Annotated in this window: 23 protein-coding genes; 16 read left to right on the forward strand and 7 right to left on the reverse strand. The window is 35.8% G+C overall.

The window, feature by feature from the left end:
- Positions 1–38: 38 nt before the first annotated feature.
- The 3 genes from pdhC (at position 39) to AC2CGR_RS18225 (ending at position 3,211) form a co-directional block, all read left to right on the forward strand.
- Entirely contained in the window at positions 39–1,328 is a 1,290-nt protein-coding gene (gene pdhC / locus AC2CGR_RS18215; protein ID WP_000863427.1) for a pyruvate dehydrogenase complex dihydrolipoyllysine-residue acetyltransferase, read from the forward strand.
- Between the two features lie 5 nt (positions 1,329–1,333).
- A complete protein-coding gene (gene lpdA / locus AC2CGR_RS18220) occupies positions 1,334–2,746 on the forward strand; it encodes a dihydrolipoyl dehydrogenase (RefSeq protein ID WP_000260104.1) in 1,413 nt (470 codons plus the stop codon).
- A gap of 237 nt (positions 2,747–2,983) precedes the next feature.
- Positions 2,984–3,211, forward strand: a complete 228-nt coding sequence (locus AC2CGR_RS18225; RefSeq protein WP_001221351.1) for a hypothetical protein — start codon at positions 2,984–2,986, stop codon at positions 3,209–3,211.
- A 1-nt stretch (position 3,212) separates the two neighbouring features.
- On the opposite strand, the gene AC2CGR_RS18230 is transcribed toward AC2CGR_RS18225, so the two are convergent.
- Positions 3,213–3,605 carry a DUF1885 family protein gene (locus AC2CGR_RS18230; RefSeq protein WP_001163308.1) on the reverse strand — a complete coding sequence of 131 codons (393 nt, stop codon included), beginning with the start codon at positions 3,603–3,605 and terminating at the stop codon, positions 3,213–3,215.
- 127 nt (positions 3,606–3,732) lie between these two features.
- On the opposite strand from AC2CGR_RS18230, the gene AC2CGR_RS18235 reads away from it, so the two are divergent.
- From AC2CGR_RS18235 to AC2CGR_RS18250, 4 genes are all read left to right on the forward strand, one after another.
- Positions 3,733–4,029, forward strand: a complete 297-nt coding sequence (locus tag AC2CGR_RS18235) for a DUF3055 domain-containing protein (protein ID WP_000462040.1) — start codon at positions 3,733–3,735, stop codon at positions 4,027–4,029.
- A 195-nt stretch (positions 4,030–4,224) separates the two neighbouring features.
- Positions 4,225–4,353, forward strand: coding sequence for a GapA-binding peptide SR1P (locus AC2CGR_RS18240; protein ID WP_000536778.1), 129 nt, complete (start codon positions 4,225–4,227; stop codon positions 4,351–4,353).
- 59 nt (positions 4,354–4,412) lie between these two features.
- Positions 4,413–4,541: a GapA-binding peptide SR1P gene (locus AC2CGR_RS18245; RefSeq protein WP_000536805.1), complete on the forward strand. Its 129-nt coding sequence runs from the start codon at positions 4,413–4,415 to the stop codon at positions 4,539–4,541.
- Positions 4,542–4,586: 45 nt separating this feature from the next.
- Entirely contained in the window at positions 4,587–4,715 is a 129-nt protein-coding gene (locus AC2CGR_RS18250; protein ID WP_000536793.1) for a GapA-binding peptide SR1P, read from the forward strand.
- A 34-nt stretch (positions 4,716–4,749) separates the two neighbouring features.
- On the opposite strand, the gene AC2CGR_RS18255 is transcribed toward AC2CGR_RS18250, so the two are convergent.
- Positions 4,750–5,580 carry a protein-glutamine gamma-glutamyltransferase gene (locus tag AC2CGR_RS18255; RefSeq protein ID WP_087966241.1) on the reverse strand — a complete coding sequence of 277 codons (831 nt, stop codon included), beginning with the start codon at positions 5,578–5,580 and terminating at the stop codon, positions 4,750–4,752.
- A gap of 75 nt (positions 5,581–5,655) precedes the next feature.
- Complete coding sequence (gene speA / locus AC2CGR_RS18260) at positions 5,656–7,128, reverse strand: arginine decarboxylase (RefSeq protein WP_205687609.1); 1,473 nt, start codon at positions 7,126–7,128, stop codon at positions 5,656–5,658.
- A 367-nt stretch (positions 7,129–7,495) separates the two neighbouring features.
- Between speA and AC2CGR_RS18265 the strand changes: the two genes are divergently transcribed.
- A complete protein-coding gene (locus tag AC2CGR_RS18265) occupies positions 7,496–7,765 on the forward strand; it encodes a UPF0223 family protein (protein ID WP_029438052.1) in 270 nt (89 codons plus the stop codon).
- 81 nt (positions 7,766–7,846) lie between these two features.
- Here AC2CGR_RS18265 and AC2CGR_RS18270 read toward each other — a convergent pair whose 3' ends face one another.
- Complete coding sequence (locus AC2CGR_RS18270; RefSeq protein WP_000175082.1) at positions 7,847–8,473, reverse strand: YktB family protein; 627 nt, start codon at positions 8,471–8,473, stop codon at positions 7,847–7,849.
- 206 nt (positions 8,474–8,679) lie between these two features.
- On the opposite strand from AC2CGR_RS18270, the gene AC2CGR_RS18275 reads away from it, so the two are divergent.
- Both AC2CGR_RS18275 and AC2CGR_RS18280 read left to right on the forward strand, forming a co-directional pair.
- Complete coding sequence (locus AC2CGR_RS18275) at positions 8,680–8,868, forward strand: hypothetical protein (protein WP_001250164.1); 189 nt, start codon at positions 8,680–8,682, stop codon at positions 8,866–8,868.
- An 89-nt stretch (positions 8,869–8,957) separates the two neighbouring features.
- Positions 8,958–9,749 (forward strand): inositol monophosphatase family protein, encoded by a 792-nt coding sequence (locus AC2CGR_RS18280; RefSeq protein ID WP_087966244.1) that lies wholly within the window; start codon positions 8,958–8,960, stop codon positions 9,747–9,749.
- Positions 9,750–9,793: 44 nt separating this feature from the next.
- Here the strand turns inward: AC2CGR_RS18280 and AC2CGR_RS18285 are convergent, their stop codons facing one another.
- Positions 9,794–9,973 carry a DUF5325 family protein gene (locus tag AC2CGR_RS18285; protein WP_000400127.1) on the reverse strand — a complete coding sequence of 60 codons (180 nt, stop codon included), beginning with the start codon at positions 9,971–9,973 and terminating at the stop codon, positions 9,794–9,796.
- Positions 9,974–10,113: 140 nt separating this feature from the next.
- Between AC2CGR_RS18285 and typA the strand changes: the two genes are divergently transcribed.
- The 3 genes from typA to AC2CGR_RS18300 all read left to right on the forward strand — a co-directional run bounded on the left by typA (position 10,114) and on the right by AC2CGR_RS18300 (position 12,705).
- Positions 10,114–11,958: a translational GTPase TypA gene (typA, locus tag AC2CGR_RS18290; RefSeq protein ID WP_029438050.1), complete on the forward strand. Its 1,845-nt coding sequence runs from the start codon at positions 10,114–10,116 to the stop codon at positions 11,956–11,958.
- A gap of 155 nt (positions 11,959–12,113) precedes the next feature.
- On the forward strand, positions 12,114–12,416 hold the full coding sequence (locus AC2CGR_RS18295; protein WP_000893660.1) for a YlaH-like family protein: 303 nt from the start codon (positions 12,114–12,116) through the stop codon (positions 12,414–12,416).
- A 13-nt stretch (positions 12,417–12,429) separates the two neighbouring features.
- Entirely contained in the window at positions 12,430–12,705 is a 276-nt protein-coding gene (locus tag AC2CGR_RS18300) for a hypothetical protein (RefSeq protein ID WP_484481044.1), read from the forward strand.
- A 36-nt stretch (positions 12,706–12,741) separates the two neighbouring features.
- Here AC2CGR_RS18300 and AC2CGR_RS18305 read toward each other — a convergent pair whose 3' ends face one another.
- The gene (locus tag AC2CGR_RS18305; protein ID WP_001995040.1) at positions 12,742–12,942 is read right to left on the reverse strand and encodes a YlaI family protein; all 201 of its coding nucleotides are present in this window, start codon (positions 12,940–12,942) and stop codon (positions 12,742–12,744) included.
- A 145-nt stretch (positions 12,943–13,087) separates the two neighbouring features.
- On the opposite strand from AC2CGR_RS18305, the gene AC2CGR_RS18310 reads away from it, so the two are divergent.
- Together AC2CGR_RS18310 and AC2CGR_RS18315 are read left to right on the forward strand one after the other, a co-directional pair.
- Positions 13,088–13,543: a pyridoxamine 5'-phosphate oxidase family protein gene (locus AC2CGR_RS18310; protein WP_270184837.1), complete on the forward strand. Its 456-nt coding sequence runs from the start codon at positions 13,088–13,090 to the stop codon at positions 13,541–13,543.
- Positions 13,544–13,789: 246 nt separating this feature from the next.
- Positions 13,790–15,118: a PhoH family protein gene (locus AC2CGR_RS18315; RefSeq protein WP_000358079.1), complete on the forward strand. Its 1,329-nt coding sequence runs from the start codon at positions 13,790–13,792 to the stop codon at positions 15,116–15,118.
- 31 nt (positions 15,119–15,149) lie between these two features.
- Here the strand turns inward: AC2CGR_RS18315 and AC2CGR_RS18320 are convergent, their stop codons facing one another.
- Positions 15,150–15,647, reverse strand: a complete 498-nt coding sequence (locus AC2CGR_RS18320) for a molybdopterin-binding protein (RefSeq protein WP_087966248.1) — start codon at positions 15,645–15,647, stop codon at positions 15,150–15,152.
- A gap of 150 nt (positions 15,648–15,797) precedes the next feature.
- On the opposite strand from AC2CGR_RS18320, the gene AC2CGR_RS18325 reads away from it, so the two are divergent.
- A complete protein-coding gene (locus tag AC2CGR_RS18325) occupies positions 15,798–16,085 on the forward strand; it encodes an Fpa/YlaN family protein (RefSeq protein ID WP_000135695.1) in 288 nt (95 codons plus the stop codon).
- The last annotated feature ends 73 nt before the right edge of the window (positions 16,086–16,158 follow it).

Genomic DNA, 16,158 nt, shown 5'->3' on the forward strand with positions numbered 1-16,158 from the left:
ATTCCATAATAAAGAAATGAATCAGGGGGCTGAATTCCGTGGCATTTGAATTTAAACTACCAGATATCGGTGAAGGTATCCACGAAGGTGAAATCGTAAAATGGTTTATTAAACCAGGCGACGAAGTAAACGAAGACGACGTACTTCTTGAAGTACAAAATGATAAAGCAGTAGTAGAAATTCCTTCTCCTGTTAAAGGTAAAGTACTTGAAGTACTTGTAGAAGAAGGTACGGTTGCAGTAGTTGGAGATACATTAATTAAATTTGATGCTCCTGGATACGAAAACCTTAAATTTAAAGGCGACGATCATGACGAAGCTCCTAAAGCTGAAGAAGCAAAAGAAGAAGCTCCTAAAGCTGAAGCTACTCCAGCAGCAACTGCAGAAGTAGTAAATGAGCGCGTAATCGCTATGCCATCTGTTCGTAAATATGCTCGTGAAAACGGCGTAGACATTCATAAAGTAGCTGGTTCTGGTAAGAACGGTCGTATCGTAAAAGCTGACATCGATGCATTTGCAAATGGTGGACAAGCAGTAGCAGCAACTGAGGCTCCAGCAGCAGTAGAAGCTACTCCAGCAGCAGCGAAAGAAGAAGCACCAAAAGCACAACCAATCCCAGCTGGTGAATATCCAGAAACTCGTGAGAAAATGAGTGGTATCCGTAAAGCAATTGCGAAAGCAATGGTTAACTCTAAACATACAGCTCCTCACGTAACATTAATGGATGAAGTAGATGTAACTGAACTTGTTGCTCACCGTAAGAAGTTCAAAGCTGTTGCAGCTGACAAAGGTATTAAATTAACTTACCTTCCATACGTTGTTAAAGCTTTAACATCTGCATTACGTGAATATCCAATGTTAAACACTTCTTTAGATGATGCTTCTCAAGAAGTAGTTCATAAACATTACTTCAACATCGGTATCGCAGCTGATACAGACAAAGGTCTATTAGTACCAGTTGTTAAAGATACAGATCGCAAGTCTATCTTCACAATTTCTAACGAGATCAATGATCTTGCTGGTAAAGCACGTGAAGGTCGTTTAGCTCCTGCTGAAATGAAAGGTGCTTCTTGCACAATTACAAACATTGGTTCTGCAGGTGGACAATGGTTCACTCCAGTTATCAACCACCCAGAAGTAGCAATCCTTGGCATCGGCCGTATCGCTGAGAAACCAGTTGTGAAAAACGGTGAGATTGTTGCAGCTCCAGTATTAGCATTATCTCTAAGCTTTGACCATCGTTTAATTGACGGCGCAACTGCTCAAAAAGCATTAAACCAAATTAAACGTCTATTGAATGACCCACAATTATTAGTAATGGAGGCGTAATAACAATGGTAGTAGGAGATTTCCCAATTGAATTAGATACAGTCGTTGTTGGTGCAGGTCCTGGTGGATACGTTGCGGCAATTCGTGCAGCACAATTAGGTCAAAAGGTAGCGATCATTGAAAAAGCTAACCTTGGTGGCGTATGCTTAAACGTTGGATGTATTCCTTCAAAAGCGTTAATCAATGCAGGTCATCGTTATGAGAATGCAATGCATTCTGATGACATGGGTATCACTGCAGAGAACGTAAAAGTTGACTTTACAAAAGTTCAAGAATGGAAAAACGGCGTAGTTAAGAAATTAACTGGCGGTGTTGAAGGCCTTCTTAAAGGTAACAAAGTTGAAATCATTCGCGGTGAAGCTTACTTCGTAGATGCTAACACATTACGCGTAATGACTGAAGATGCAGCTCAAACTTATACGTTTAAAAATGCTGTTCTTGCAACTGGTTCTACACCAATCGAAATTCCAGGATTCAAATACTCTAAACGTGTTATCAACTCTACAGGCGCTTTAAGCTTACCTGAAATTCCTAAAAAACTTGTTGTAATCGGCGGCGGTTACATCGGTATGGAACTAGGTACTGCATATGCTAACTTCGGTACAGAAGTTACTGTAGTAGAAGCTGGCGACGAAATCTTAGCTGGTTTCGAAAAAGCAATGAGCTCTGTTGTTAAACGTGCTCTACAGAAAAAAGGTAACGTAAATATCCATACAAAAGCTATGGCTAAAGGCGTTGAAGAAACAGAAACTGGCGTAAAAGTTAGCTTCGAAGTTAAAGGTGAAATCCAAACTGTAGAAGCAGATTACGTATTAGTAACTGTAGGTCGTCGTCCAAACACTCAAGAAATCGGTCTTGAGCAAGTTGGAGTTAAAATGACTGACCGCGGCATCATCGAAATCGATGAGCAATGTCGTACAAACGTACCAAACATCTATGCAATCGGTGATATCGTTCCTGGACCACCATTAGCTCACAAAGCTTCTTACGAAGGTAAAGTAGCTGTTGAAGCAATTAGTGGCCATGCGTCAGCTATCGATTACATCGGAATTCCTGCAGTATGCTTCACTGATCCAGAATTAGCATCTGTTGGTTACACTAAGAAACAAGCTGAAGAAGCTGGAATGACTGTAACTGTATCTAAGTTCCCATTCGCTGCTAACGGTCGTGCATTATCATTAAACAGCACTGACGGTTTCTTACAACTTGTAACACGTAAAGAAGATGGTCTTCTTGTAGGTGCTCAAGTTGCAGGCGCAGGCGCTTCTGATATTATTTCTGAGATTGGTTTAGCTATCGAAGCTGGAATGACAGCAGAAGATATCGCTCAAACAATCCACGCTCACCCAACATTAGGTGAAATCACAATGGAAGCAGCTGAAGTTGCTCTTGGAATGCCAATTCACATTGTAAAATAATTTAAGCAATGAAAACAGCCCATCTCTTATTTAAAGAGATGGGCTGTTTTTTATTTTATAATAAAAATGGCTTGCAAGGTCTCTATATGTACTTGTCGAATGAATATATAATACTTGAATTGAATCGTTAGAACATATGTTAATCCAAAAGCCATATATGCTTTCGTATAATATGTAATTGATTCAAACTTAATCCCATATATTAATAAAATAGAGCATGTCAAAGGAGAAGGTTCCATGAGAATATTACATGTTATATTTTATCATTTTTTATTATGGAGTGGTTTTTCCGTTGTATTATCATTGTCAAATGGTGATAAGTTGCATTACAAAGTCATTCTATTCTTTGTATTTCTTTATTTAGCATATGTGATCGCATATTTTGTATTGCAAATTAGAAAGCAAGCATTATTCCTTACGTGTTCAAATTGCATACTTTTCTTAATTATATTTTCTATTTTTTAAATTAACGTTTATAGAAATACATTGTTCTTCCATTAAATAATTGTAACTCTCCTTCTAATTTCTTCGCTAGAAAACGGCAAAATTCATTTGCTTTTCCTTTATCACCAAATGTTGCATTAGGTGGTAAAGAAACCTGAATATAAGATTGTTCCTTTTCTATACCGACACCAACATAAATGGAGTCATATCGATCGTGAGTAGATTGTAGTTTGAATGTTGTTGCTGATGTATCTAAAATTTCATACGGAAAAGCGGTATTTGTATAAGCGTAATTAATTTGAACACCAGTTTTGGAAGTAACTGTTTTATAATAATGAAAAAGTTGTTTTATATCATCTATTGAAACAGATTGTTGATTGGATTTAGGTACAAGCGTAATAAAGGCATGTTGCATATAAGTTCCCCCTAACTTAGTAGAATACTACCATTCTACATCCTACTGAATTTTTTGACAATTAAAAGGAGTATTCCTTTTTTTGTTTAATATACTAATGAAAGGTGATGTAGAAAGGTGGAAACCGATGTTTGAAAAATTGTATGATGAGCATGAAAGTGTGAAGGTACGATTTTTGGGGTTTATGACACATGATACTCGTTATGATTTTGGTGTTATTTATACAAATATGTTTTTTGGAAAGCCACTTATTGTTTGCATGCAAACAGGAAGGTCTACTTTACTTGGACGAGATGATGTAGAGAATGTTCAATATTTGCAGGAAGTGTTCAAATTAGGTTCAGAAGAGGAAGCAGCTGAGTTAGCTCAGTTCTTCTCATTTCTAGTTCCATCTACATCTTTGCATGCGGAATACGAAGAATAAATAATGTAAAACAGTCGTACGTATAAATATGGCTGTTTTTTTATTTGAATATCGCATACTAATTTAAAATTAAAATATTTAATGTGTTATACTAAAAACCTATTGACGTAAAAAGTATAACATATTAAAATAAAGACAGAAAGTTAAGCGGTTACAAAAAGTTTTTGGGATTATAAACTTAGGGGGAAATGAAAAATGGGAACAATCGTATGTCAAGATTGTGAAGGTACAATTGCACACTTCGAGGATGAGAAAGTAACGGTACTTTACGGGAAATGTGGATCTTGCGGATGTGATCACACAGAGCATACAAAAGCCCAATAATTGATAGGAAATGGACAACTGAAAGTTTTTAGGACCATAAACTTAGGGGGAAATGAAAAATGGGAACAATCGTATGCCAAGTATGTGAAGGAACAATCGGGCATTTTGAAGATGAAAAAACGACAGTGCTTTACGGAAAATGCGGAACAAATTGTGACTGTGCTAGTAGAGATAATGCGAAAGCTTAATGATAAATAAATAGATTACTATTAAAACTCAGGGGGAAATGAAAAATGGGAACAATCGTATGCCAAGTATGTGAAGGAACAATCGGACATTTTGAAGATGAAAAATCAACAGTACTATACGGGAAATGTGGATCTCATTGCGACTGTGACCATAAAGAACATTCAAAAGCTTAAATAAAAAAAGCACCTACATATGTAGGTGCTTTTTTTAATAAACTGTAGTTGTGCTGCCAACTGTTGCAACAATTGCATCATCTCTAATCGGAATAAATCCTATGGATGTCTGTGGTGTGCTAGGAGAAGCGTGGTAGCTCATGAGACGGCTATCAATACGGGTAATAGTATCGGTTAAGAAAGCGGAAATAAAAGCGTAAGGGACTCGTCGCTCATTTAACGCATATATAATTTCTTCTTTTGTTTTTACACCTACGCCATGCCCATAAAAAAAGAAATTTCCTAGATAGATTGTATTTTCTCCTTGCCACTCGATTGTAGCTGGATTCACTTGTGGATTTTTAAAGTAAACGAGATCACCCGGGACAAGATCGCCACCCGTCTTTGTTATGAGTTTTAAATCTTGATCGTAGTCCCACGTATAAAGTAAAAGGTTTGCAAAGAGACGGTTGAAGGTTTCTTCCTCATACAATGCTAGTAAAGCTTTGTAAAAAATAATGATCATAGCGGTGGCACATTCAGTTCCATATAGTTTTCCGTTTTTGAAAATATCTTGTATGGCAATGGAAGGGGGTATGTTTGGAAGGAGCTGGAATCCTCCAAGAGAAGTTCTTTTCCAATACTGAGGGTTGCAAAAAGATTGTTGAAATGTGCGAAACTGAAAACCACTTTGAAAAAGTTCTAATGCAGAAGTAATAATATTAACGCGCAAATTTAGATCAAAGCTGAGTTCATCAGATGTTCGGAAGGAATAGGTTTCTTGATTTCCTGCCATTATAGATAAAATTTGTTGTTTCTCAGCTGCAAATGGCTCATATTCATTTGTGATATAAGGATGTACAATAGAACGGCCTATTACAATCATAATAGTATCCCCACCTATACGTTACATTACATAATATCGTATGAGAAAAGACAAAAAGAGTGAAAGAAAAGCCTATCAACTGATAGGCTTGTACTCTTTAATCACACGTAATGTTTGTAATGTCATATCTTCAGGACCTTGTACAGGTAAACCTGCTTCTAAGTTTTTACGAATATACTCTAAGTTATCTTGTGTAATAATTTCCCCCGGAGTAAAGATTGGAATCCCTGGCGGATAAACCATAACGAAATCAGCTATAATACGACCTGCTGCATTTTCAAATGGGATGACTTCTGTTTCCGAATAAAAAGCATCTCGAGGAGAAAGTGCTAACACAGGTATTTCTGGAATTTCTACTTGTATTCGAACACCTTTATCAGCTTTATTTTTAAACGTTGCTGCTAAATCTTGTAATGCTGCAATAAGTGTATTTGTCTCACTTTCTGTATCCCCAAAAGTGACAAGACATAGTATGTTGTATAAATCTGAGAGCTCTACTTCAATGTTATATTGCTCTCTAAGCCATACTTCAGCCTGATGACCTGTAATACCTAAATCTTTTACAGATACAATTATCTTTGTAGGATCATAGTTAAAAGTAGCATCCGTACCTAGCATTTCTTTCCCTGGACAGTAAAGATGTTCAATATCATTTATAGCATCACGAACTTGTTCCGCTAATTGTATTGTTTGTTCTATGAGTACCGTTCCTTCTGTAGCAAGACGTTTTCTAGCAACATCTAGGGAAGCTAACAAGATGTAAGACGTTGATGTAGTCGTAAGCATGCTAATAATAGATTGAACATGTTTTACGTTCACAAGGCCTTCTTTTACATTAAGAATAGAACTTTGCGTTAAAGATCCACCTAATTTGTGAACACTTGTTGCTGCCATATCTGCACCGGCTTGCATCGCTGACATCGGCAGTTCATCGTGAAAATGAATATGAACACCATGAGCCTCATCAACGAGTACAGGGATATCGTAAGAATGTGCTAATTGTACAATCTGTTCTAAGTCCGCAGCAAAGCCAAAGTATGTTGGGTTAATAACAAGTAAGCCTTTCGCATCTGAGTGCTCTTCAAGTGCCTTTTTGACAGATTGAATTGTGATTCCATGTGAAATACCAAGTTTTGGATCAATTTCAGGATGCATGAAAATAGGTTTTGCACCTGAGAAAATAATAGCTGACATTACTGATTTATGCACGTTTCGTGGTACTAGTATTTTGTCACCAGGACCGCAAACGCTCATCACCATTGTCATAATTGCGCCACTTGTACCTTGAATAGAAAAGAAAGTATGATCCGCACCAAATGCAGCGGCTGCTAAATCCTGCGCTTCTTTAATCATACCTTTTGGATGATGTAAATCATCGAGCGGCGCAATATTAATTAAATCAATTGCTAATGCATTATGCCCAATAAATTCGCGAAATTCAGGATCCATGCCCTGTCCTTTTTTATGACCTGGAATATGGAATTGAATTGGATTTCGCTTACTGTGCTCAACTAAAGCGGTAAACAATGGTGTTTCGTATTGGGACAATCTATACACCCCTTCTTTTTTTTATATTTATTAGAGTTTGTTTTATATAATCTTGTTCTAAAAAAAGTTAAGTTCTTTTTTAGAATGAGACTTGTTTTTCTGCCATTCACAAAAGCTTTTTTGAGATGGGAGCTTCACTTTATTTTCTATAAAACAAAAGCATTATATCACCAATAATTATAGATGTATAGCAAAAAATATTTTTACGGTGAGTATGTTAAATAGTTGCTTCCTACTAACTTCTAGTGGAAGGCAATTCCATTAAAATGAATAAATAGTGTATAATGCAAAGGGGCTATAGTGAAGTGGAAAATATCACTTTAAGATAGCGTATTGAAATGAGAAGAAAAGATAAATGAGGTGTGAAATGGAATATCAATATCCGTTAGATTATGATTGGTCAAATGAGGAAATGGTTACAATTGTGAAGTTTTATGAAGCGATTGAGAAAGCATATGAAAAAGGAATTATAAGAGAAGAATTAATGGGTTTATATCGTCGTTTTAAAGAGATTGTTCCATCGAAAGCAGAAGAAAAGAAAATTGATAAAGAGTTTCAAGAAGTAAGTGGATATTCTATATACCGTGCGATTCAGAGGGCTAAAGAAATTGAAGAAGAAAAGCTTGTGAAAATGTAAAAAATATTTTGAAAAATAAAAACTGAAGTGATATAATGTGATAACAACTAAAAACGGACAATATAAATTGTCCGTTTTCTACTATCGATTACAAAGTGCATATAAAGGAAGGAGTGATTGCATCGTAGATTCAATCTTAGCAAGGAATTGTTCGTTGGTCATTGCTGAAAACTCCTCTGGTGATATATGAATACCAACTAATAATTCTGCTTTTTTCACAGTAGCTAGACGTTCAATCATCTTTTGTAAATCATTTGTTTCAAGTGTTTTATGTAATTTTACACTTGGTTTAGTATGGTCAATGGACCAAACGAAGTCATTTGGAATATTTGTTTTTAAATCATTTATATGTTCTAAGAAGGCGTGAGCCGTCTCCACTTTTTGTGGACACTCATAGATTAAACCAAAGTATATGAAGGCATGAGTACCCCATAATCCAATTTGGAAATGTGGTAGCATTTTATATCCGCGTTTATTTGTTGAAAAAGCAACCCAAGTATCGTTTGGTGGATTGACTTTGCGACGTGCGTGTTTTGCTACATGATAAAAAAAGTTCTCATCAGTTTGTTTGGATAAATACGCTGCAAACTGTTCCCCTAAAGCTTCTAGCTTAGGATGAATGTTCGTTTTAATTGCACTCATTCGTTCTTCGAGACCATCAACTGTAAAGACCTCAAAATCAGTTGATTTGAATGTTTGTAGTGTCATGATTGTTCCTCCAACTCCTATTTTGCTTTTATTTTAGCATAGCTTGTACTATTCATAAAAAAAACAGCACAAAAAAATTTAAATAAAAAAATATAATTTTGTTGCATAGATGATTTATCCAACATAGTATAGTATAAAACAAAAAATCAGAAAATTGAATTAATTCTAGTCCGAGGGCAGACGAATATTGGGAGGAGGCAAATAATATGAGACAGGTGATTAATGCGTTAAAGAGAACAGATGCTGAAAAGAGAATACCGGTGCTACGTTTGGAGCTAGATTATGAATTAGCAACTTTATATGATGCGATGATGGAAGATGATAAACAGAAAAAAGAAGAGTGTGTACAAAAGTTAGAAGTGTTAAGACTTGAAATGATTCGTTTAGAAGCGTAATAATAGTATATGTATAAAAAATTAGTTGGTGCGAACCTTATAAAGGGTTCGTTTTTTCTGTGAACAGTAATAGATCGGAGTGTTTAAACATGCAAGAAGTATGGAAAGACATCGATGCACGCGCCAAACGGTGGATTCGGGATGCAGGAGAGCATTTAATGGCATCAATGAAAAAAGCACTTATTATAGAAACAAAATCAAATGCAGCTGACTTAGTTACAAATATGGATCGAGAAATAGAACAGTTTTTAATTGGGAAAATTAAAGAAACATTCCCACATCATCATATTTTAGGTGAAGAGGGCTATGGAGACGAGGTAACTTCTTCTGACGGGGTTGTTTGGTTAATTGATCCAATTGACGGCACGATGAACTTTGTTCACCAAAAAAGAAATTTTGCAATTTCAATTGGGATTTATGAGAACGGTATCGGAAAGATTGGACTTATTTATGATCCAGTTCATGATGAATTATATCATGCGTTAAAAGGGGCTGGAGCATTTTGTAATGAAGTACCAATACCTTTATTACAAAAAGGTACTGTAGAGCAAGGTGTTGTAGCTTTAAATGCGATATGGCTTACCGACAATCCATTGCTTAATATGGAAAGTATGATGGCACTTGTTAAGAAAGCAAGAGGCACGAGATCATATGGCTGTGCAGCATTAGAGATGGTATACGTTGCAACCGGAAGAATTGATGCATATGTAACCCCTAGATTATCACCATGGGACTTTGGTGGGGGACAGATAATTGTAGAGGAAGTTGGAGGCAAGGTAACAACATTCTTCGGAACGCCACTTTCTATCGTAGAGAAGAGTAGCGTGTTAGTTGCGAAGCCAGGGGTGTATGAAGAAGTGTTATCGTTTATATTGAAGTAACAAAAAAAGTAAGAGGCTGTATACAGGCTTCTTACTTTTTGACGTTATTGCGATTTACGCATTTTTCTTTTTGTTACAAAACCGTATCCAACTGTAACAAATGTGCCGATAATGCAAATAATAATACCAATTGGACTATTTTCAGCAATCATAATGCCGATACCAATTAAGAAAATAACACCGATAATTGCGGTTAATAAAAAGCGATATTGAATGTGTTCCATTTCTTCACCCTCCAATCTCATTTTACTTTCACAAAAGTAAGAATACAACTATATTTTCATTCTTGATTTTATTTTAATTGCTATTGTATCCCCTTCGCTCTTATAATAGAGAAGGATTAAAAAGACATTAGGAGTTGGACATGTTGAAAAAACGACAAGATTTACGTAATATAGCAATTATTGCCCACGTTGACCATGGTAAAACAACACTTGTTGACCAGTTATTACGTCAAGCGGGGACTTTCCGTGCGAACGAACACGTTGAAGAACGCGCAATGGATTCAAATGATCTAGAAAGAGAACGCGGTATTACAATTTTAGCGAAGAATACTGCGATTCACTATGAAGATAAACGAATTAACATTTTAGATACACCAGGTCACGCTGACTTCGGTGGAGAAGTAGAACGTATTATGAAAATGGTTGATGGCGTTTTACTTGTTGTTGACGCATATGAAGGTTGTATGCCACAAACACGATTTGTTTTAAAGAAAGCTCTTGAGCAAAACTTAACTCCAATCGTAGTTGTAAATAAAATTGACCGTGACTTCGCTCGTCCTGATGAAGTAGTTGATGAAGTAATCGACTTATTCATCGAACTTGGTGCAAACGAAGATCAATTAGAGTTCCCAGTTGTATTTGCATCAGCAATGAACGGAACAGCAAGCTTAGACTCAAACCCAGCAAATCAAGAAGAGAATATGAAATCATTATTTGATACAATTATTGAACATATTCCAGCACCAATTGATAACAGCGAAGAGCCACTTCAATTCCAAGTAGCACTTCTTGATTACAACGACTATGTTGGACGTATCGGGGTTGGACGCGTATTCCGCGGTACAATGAAGGTTGGACAACAAGTTGCATTAATGAAGGTTGACGGAACTGTAAAACAATTCCGCGTAACAAAATTATTTGGTTACATTGGATTAAAACGTCAAGAAATTGAAGAAGCAAAAGCTGGAGATTTAGTAGCTGTTTCTGGTATGGAAGACATTAACGTTGGTGAAACGGTATGTCCGGTTGAGCATGAAGATGCGTTACCATTATTACGTATTGATGAGCCAACACTACAAATGACGTTCCTTGTAAATAACAGCCCATTTGCAGGTCGTGAAGGTAAATACATTACATCTCGTAAAATTGAAGAGCGTCTTCGTTCACAATTAGAAACAGATGTAAGTTTACGTGTAGATAATACAGATTCTCCTGATGCGTGGATCGTATCTGGACGTGGGGAACTACATTTATCTATCTTAATCGAAAACATGCGTCGTGAAGGTTATGAGTTACAAGTATCTAAGCCAGAAGTAATCATTAAAGAAGTTGATGGCGTAAGATGTGAGCCTGTAGAGCGTGTACAAATCGATGTACCTGAAGAATACACTGGTTCTATTATGGAATCTATGGGTGCACGTAAAGGTGAAATGTTAGATATGGTGAATAACGGAAACGGTCAAGTTCGCCTTACTTTCATGGTTCCAGCACGTGGTTTAATTGGTTACACAACAGAATTCTTAACATTAACTCGTGGTTACGGTATTTTAAACCATACATTCGATTGCTACCAACCAGTACACGCTGGACAAGTTGGTGGACGTCGCCAAGGTGTTCTAGTTTCACTTGAAACAGGAAAAGCATCACAATACGGTATTATGCAAGTTGAAGACCGTGGTGTAATCTTCGTTGAACCAGGTACAGAAGTATATGCTGGTATGATCGTAGGAGAACACACTCGTGAGAACGACTTAACAGTTAACGTTGTGAAGATGAAACAACAAACTAACATTCGTTCTGCAACGAAAGATCAAACTTCAACAATGAAAAAACCACGCTTAATGACTTTAGAAGAGTCATTAGAGTACTTAAACGATGACGAGTTCTGTGAAGTAACTCCAGAATCAATTCGTTTACGTAAAAAGATTCTTGATAAGAGCGAACGTGAAAGAGCTGCTAAGAAAAAGAAATCTGTAGAAGCGTAAAAAAATAAAACAGTTACCTTAATTTTAAGGTAGCTGTTTTTTTGTGTTTATTTTTAGAATATTTACTCTTTTTTATGGACAGTATTTTTTTTGCGAGTTACTCTTGTATTAAGTACATAAATAAAATTGTATTGTGTGAGAAAGGGGGATGAATCATGTTAGAAAGAATGTCGTTTTTTGCGAAATTATGTAAAGTTGATGAAAATCCAGAACTAGGGATGTGGTTACTGTATGGCACCATTATTATATTAAGTGCACTTGTGTATAATTTAGGTTTTGCAAGAAAATTATCCATAATAAAAAATATAGTGATATATATATCGTTAGCGATTGGGTGTACAGTGTTAACTTTCTTTGCAGTTTTTTTACCTGTTGGAGAGGGGCTTGTTGTAGCAGCAATTGTACTTGGGATTTATAGGTTGCGATTACGTCAAGCAAGACAACAAAAAGCAGGATGAGGGGAGAAGTTTTATGCGTTCAGTACAAGATGCGTTATATAATTGGTTAACAATTAAAACAGTTGCCGAAGCACGTCCGGATGATAGTGCTGCAAAAGAAACGTATTTGTTATTTCAAAATATGATATATGTAGAACACAAATTGAGGAATGTGGAAGTTAAAAAGAACGAGGAAATGTATTTGATTACATATGAAATAAATGGAGAAAGAAAATTTGCAAGGTTTCCATTAGAAGCTATTGATTGTTTCTTGGATCAGATGAATCGTGAGCCTGAAAAATATAAATAAGTCCTTTATCAATATGATAAAGGACTTATTTATATATTACCAATCGTCTTCGACTTTTTTATCACGATATAATCGGAAATTACCACTTGCATGACGTTCCATCGTACGTTCTGCAATTCGTTCCGAACATTCCATGCACATATATGTATGAATAGGGCGATTACGCAGTTTTTTTGCCATAGGATTTTCATCATCTAACATATCTTTTTTATCACAAATCATACATTTGACTCTCATTTCGTCACCTCAATACGAATTCTATCAGTATAAGTATATCATGGAAGTGTAATATTTTTGAATAATAGTGGGAAAAAATAATATTTTCGCAATTCAAAAAATAGGTTATGATAAGGATATATGAAGTATATTTGGAGGTGGAAATATGGCGAATGTAGTAGAGCCTACATTAACAGATGATTTAGTACAAACGTTGCGTAAAGAGTGTATTGTTATGGTAGCAACAACAGATTTTGAAAAACAAGTTCCTAACGTAAGTGCTATTTCTTGGGTGTATGCATTGAGTAAAACTAGTATTCGATTTGCAGTAGATCAACGCTCACGTATTGTGGAAAATATAAGACATAGTACTGGAGTGGTATTGACTATAATGGCGAATGAATCCGTATTTTCCATAAGTGGTACAGGTGAAATTTTGACTGATAGAATGGAAAGCATTCCTCTAAAATTAACTGTAATAGAAGTAAAGGTGCAAGAAGTACGTGATGTTATGTTTTATGGTGCGAAACTTGCAATTGAACCAACATATGAAAAAACATATGATCTTCGTGCAGCAAAAAAGCTCGATAACCAAGTGTTAACAGGAATGAAAGAATTATAAATGTGATAAATAAGAAAGTCAGGTATTAACTTTTGTAATCAGTTATTGTGATTTTATGTTAATAATTATAATTAAAAGTAATATATTGAATAGAAATGAATAAAAAATAAATAAAAGGTTTAATAGCTATAAATTTCGATTCTACCTCGTTTATACGGTACATATAATTATAACAATGGTTCGTCCATATTGTATGGATGAAACCCTTGTTCTACAAATTTAAAAGTGGAGTCAGGGGGTAACAGGTTGGATAAAATTTATGTGTTAGATACGAATGTACTTTTGCAGGATCCTTTATCTATTTTTTCATTTGAAACCAATGAAGTAGTGATTCCAGCAGTTGTATTAGAAGAGGTTGATTCGAAAAAACGTTATATGGATGAAGTAGGACGAAACGCTCGTTATGTATCTAAGTTAATAGACAAATTTCGTGAAATAGGAAAGCTGCATGAAAGTATTCCGCTAGAAAACGGCGGTACATTTCGTATTGAATTAAATCATCGTTCGTTTGTCCAACTACAAGATATTTTTGTAGAAAAAACAAATGATAATCGAATTTTAGCTGTAGCAAAAAATCTATCGTTAGAAGAACAAGAAAAAGAGGACGGGAAGTCTGTTATTTTAGTAAGTAAAGACGTACTCGTAAGGGTTAAAGCGGATGCAATAGGTTTAAAGGCGGAAGATTATTTAAGTGATCGCGTCATTGAAGTAGATAATATATACTCAGGATTTTTAGAAGGATATATATCAAAAGAACAATTGGATTATTTTTATGAAAAAGGCGAATTGCCTTTATCCGAAATTGCAAATCATCCTTTTTATCCAAATCAGTTTGTAGTAATGAAAGACGCATTAGGTGGATCAAGTTCAGCACTTGGTATTGTGGATCACTTAGGTAAGAAGGTAAAGAAACTTATTTTTCACAATGAACAAGTATGGGGAATACGACCACGAAATGTGCAGCAAATTATGGGATTGGAATTGTTGCTTCGTGAAGATATTCCATTAGTCACGCTAACAGGGAAAGCTGGTACAGGAAAGACATTACTAGCTTTGGCTTCGGGGCTCATGCAAACGGAAGATTTAGGGTTATACAAAAAACTACTCGTTGCACGGCCAATTGTTCCAGTTGGGAAAGATATTGGTTATTTACCGGGAGAAAAAGAAGAAAAGTTAAGACCGTGGATGCAACCGATTTTTGATAATCTAGAGTATTTATTTAATACGAAAAAACCAGGAGAGTTAGATGCTATTTTAGCTGGAATGGGTTCGATAGAAGTAGAAGCTCTTACGTATATACGCGGGAGAAGTATTCCAGATCAGTTCATTATAATTGATGAAGCACAAAATCTAACGAAGCATGAAGTGAAAACGATACTAACAAGGGTAGGAGAAAAAAGTAAAATCGTATTAATGGGAGATCCTCAGCAAATTGATCATCCGTATTTGGATGAGTATAATAATGGTTTAACATATGTTGTAGAGAAGTTTAAAGAGCAACGTATTAGTGGTCATGTGAAATTTGTAAAAGGGGAGCGATCTAATTTAGCTCAACTAGCAGCAGATTTATTATAAAAAGGAGTGAGCTGAAGCTCACTCCTTTTCTTTAAATAATTGTAAATTTACGGATGTTACGGATTGGATTTTGTCTATTAGATCCATCATTGTAATATAAATGAACAGGTCCGTCTTCTTTTAATGGTTTTCCGTCTTTCGAAAAACCAAGAATAGCATTTTTGACTGTTTCTAATGGAAGCGTTATTGTATCATCTACTGTTTCAATCTCGACTTGCGTAGCATCATCTGAAATTTCGGCGTTAGCAAGAAAAGGTTGAAATGGTATACCGAACGTTCCAGTAATTAGCTGTTCTTTTTTATATTTCTTTACACTTTGTTGTATCGGCGGGAAAGCAGCACCATCACGGATTTCGCGATCCCAATGTTCTGAAGTGTTTTTTAAGTAAGCTTCTAGTTCTGAAGTGTTTTCTCTCGTTTCATCAAAGTAAGTTGTCAAATCTACTTTTCGATCATCAAAGATCCAAACGGTTGGATCGATAGTGATTGGAAAACGAACTTTTCCATTAATAAATAAAATTTCGCTCATTGTTGTTCCCCCATTTGTGTTATACTCCCACTTTTCAGTATAATAGTATTAGGCACTATTGTCACAAAAAATGTTTCTATTGCAATTTATTAAAACTATCGCTAATATTAATAGATAGGAGAGAGTAGGACGGAAACGGAGGGAATCAATTTGGCGTCTGAGACAGTATCAAATCATCAGGAAAAGGCACTAGCCCTTCTACAAGCGGATGCGGAGAAGATTTTAAGACTTATTAAGGTGCAAATGGACCATCTTACAATGCCGCAATGTCCATTATATGAAGAAGTGTTAGACACACAAATGTTTGGACTATCCCGCGAAGTCGATTTTGCAGTTCGCCTTGGTCTTATTGCAGAAGAACAAGGGAAGGCAATGTTAGGAGAGCTTGAACGTGAGTTATCTGCACTTCATGAAGCATTTACAAACAAACAACAATAACGGGTTCAAATAAGGGGGCTCAAACTGAAAAAGTTTGAGCTTTTTATTTGTATAATAAAGCAGGAAGAATCAA

The organism is Bacillus sp. LSHTCR4, from assembly GCF_057197025.1.

Excerpts from the sequence above, each read along its gene's own strand:
- AC2CGR_RS18270 (WP_000175082.1), bottom strand. The coding sequence starts at position 8,473 with ATGACACTACAAACATTCAAATCAACTGATTTTGAGGTCTTTACAGTT.
- AC2CGR_RS18235 (WP_000462040.1), top strand. The coding sequence starts at position 3,733 with ATGTTTGAAAAATTGTATGATGAGCATGAAAGTGTGAAGGTACGATTT.
- AC2CGR_RS18250 (WP_000536793.1), top strand. The coding sequence starts at position 4,587 with ATGGGAACAATCGTATGCCAAGTATGTGAAGGAACAATCGGACATTTT.
- AC2CGR_RS18255 (WP_087966241.1), bottom strand. The coding sequence starts at position 5,580 with ATGATTGTAATAGGCCGTTCTATTGTACATCCTTATATCACAAATGAA.
- AC2CGR_RS18245 (WP_000536805.1), top strand. The coding sequence starts at position 4,413 with ATGGGAACAATCGTATGCCAAGTATGTGAAGGAACAATCGGGCATTTT.
- AC2CGR_RS18265 (WP_029438052.1), top strand. The coding sequence starts at position 7,496 with ATGGAATATCAATATCCGTTAGATTATGATTGGTCAAATGAGGAAATG.
- AC2CGR_RS18285 (WP_000400127.1), bottom strand. The coding sequence starts at position 9,973 with ATGGAACACATTCAATATCGCTTTTTATTAACCGCAATTATCGGTGTT.
- lpdA (WP_000260104.1), top strand. The coding sequence starts at position 1,334 with ATGGTAGTAGGAGATTTCCCAATTGAATTAGATACAGTCGTTGTTGGT.
- AC2CGR_RS18310 (WP_270184837.1), top strand. The coding sequence starts at position 13,088 with ATGGCGAATGTAGTAGAGCCTACATTAACAGATGATTTAGTACAAACG.
- AC2CGR_RS18225 (WP_001221351.1), top strand. The coding sequence starts at position 2,984 with ATGAGAATATTACATGTTATATTTTATCATTTTTTATTATGGAGTGGT.
- AC2CGR_RS18295 (WP_000893660.1), top strand. The coding sequence starts at position 12,114 with ATGTTAGAAAGAATGTCGTTTTTTGCGAAATTATGTAAAGTTGATGAA.
- AC2CGR_RS18280 (WP_087966244.1), top strand. The coding sequence starts at position 8,958 with ATGCAAGAAGTATGGAAAGACATCGATGCACGCGCCAAACGGTGGATT.
- AC2CGR_RS18320 (WP_087966248.1), bottom strand. The coding sequence starts at position 15,647 with ATGAGCGAAATTTTATTTATTAATGGAAAAGTTCGTTTTCCAATCACT.
- AC2CGR_RS18230 (WP_001163308.1), bottom strand. The coding sequence starts at position 3,605 with ATGCAACATGCCTTTATTACGCTTGTACCTAAATCCAATCAACAATCT.
- AC2CGR_RS18305 (WP_001995040.1), bottom strand. The coding sequence starts at position 12,942 with ATGAGAGTCAAATGTATGATTTGTGATAAAAAAGATATGTTAGATGAT.
- AC2CGR_RS18240 (WP_000536778.1), top strand. The coding sequence starts at position 4,225 with ATGGGAACAATCGTATGTCAAGATTGTGAAGGTACAATTGCACACTTC.
- AC2CGR_RS18275 (WP_001250164.1), top strand. The coding sequence starts at position 8,680 with ATGAGACAGGTGATTAATGCGTTAAAGAGAACAGATGCTGAAAAGAGA.
- typA (WP_029438050.1), top strand. The coding sequence starts at position 10,114 with ATGTTGAAAAAACGACAAGATTTACGTAATATAGCAATTATTGCCCAC.
- AC2CGR_RS18300 (WP_484481044.1), top strand. The coding sequence starts at position 12,430 with ATGCGTTCAGTACAAGATGCGTTATATAATTGGTTAACAATTAAAACA.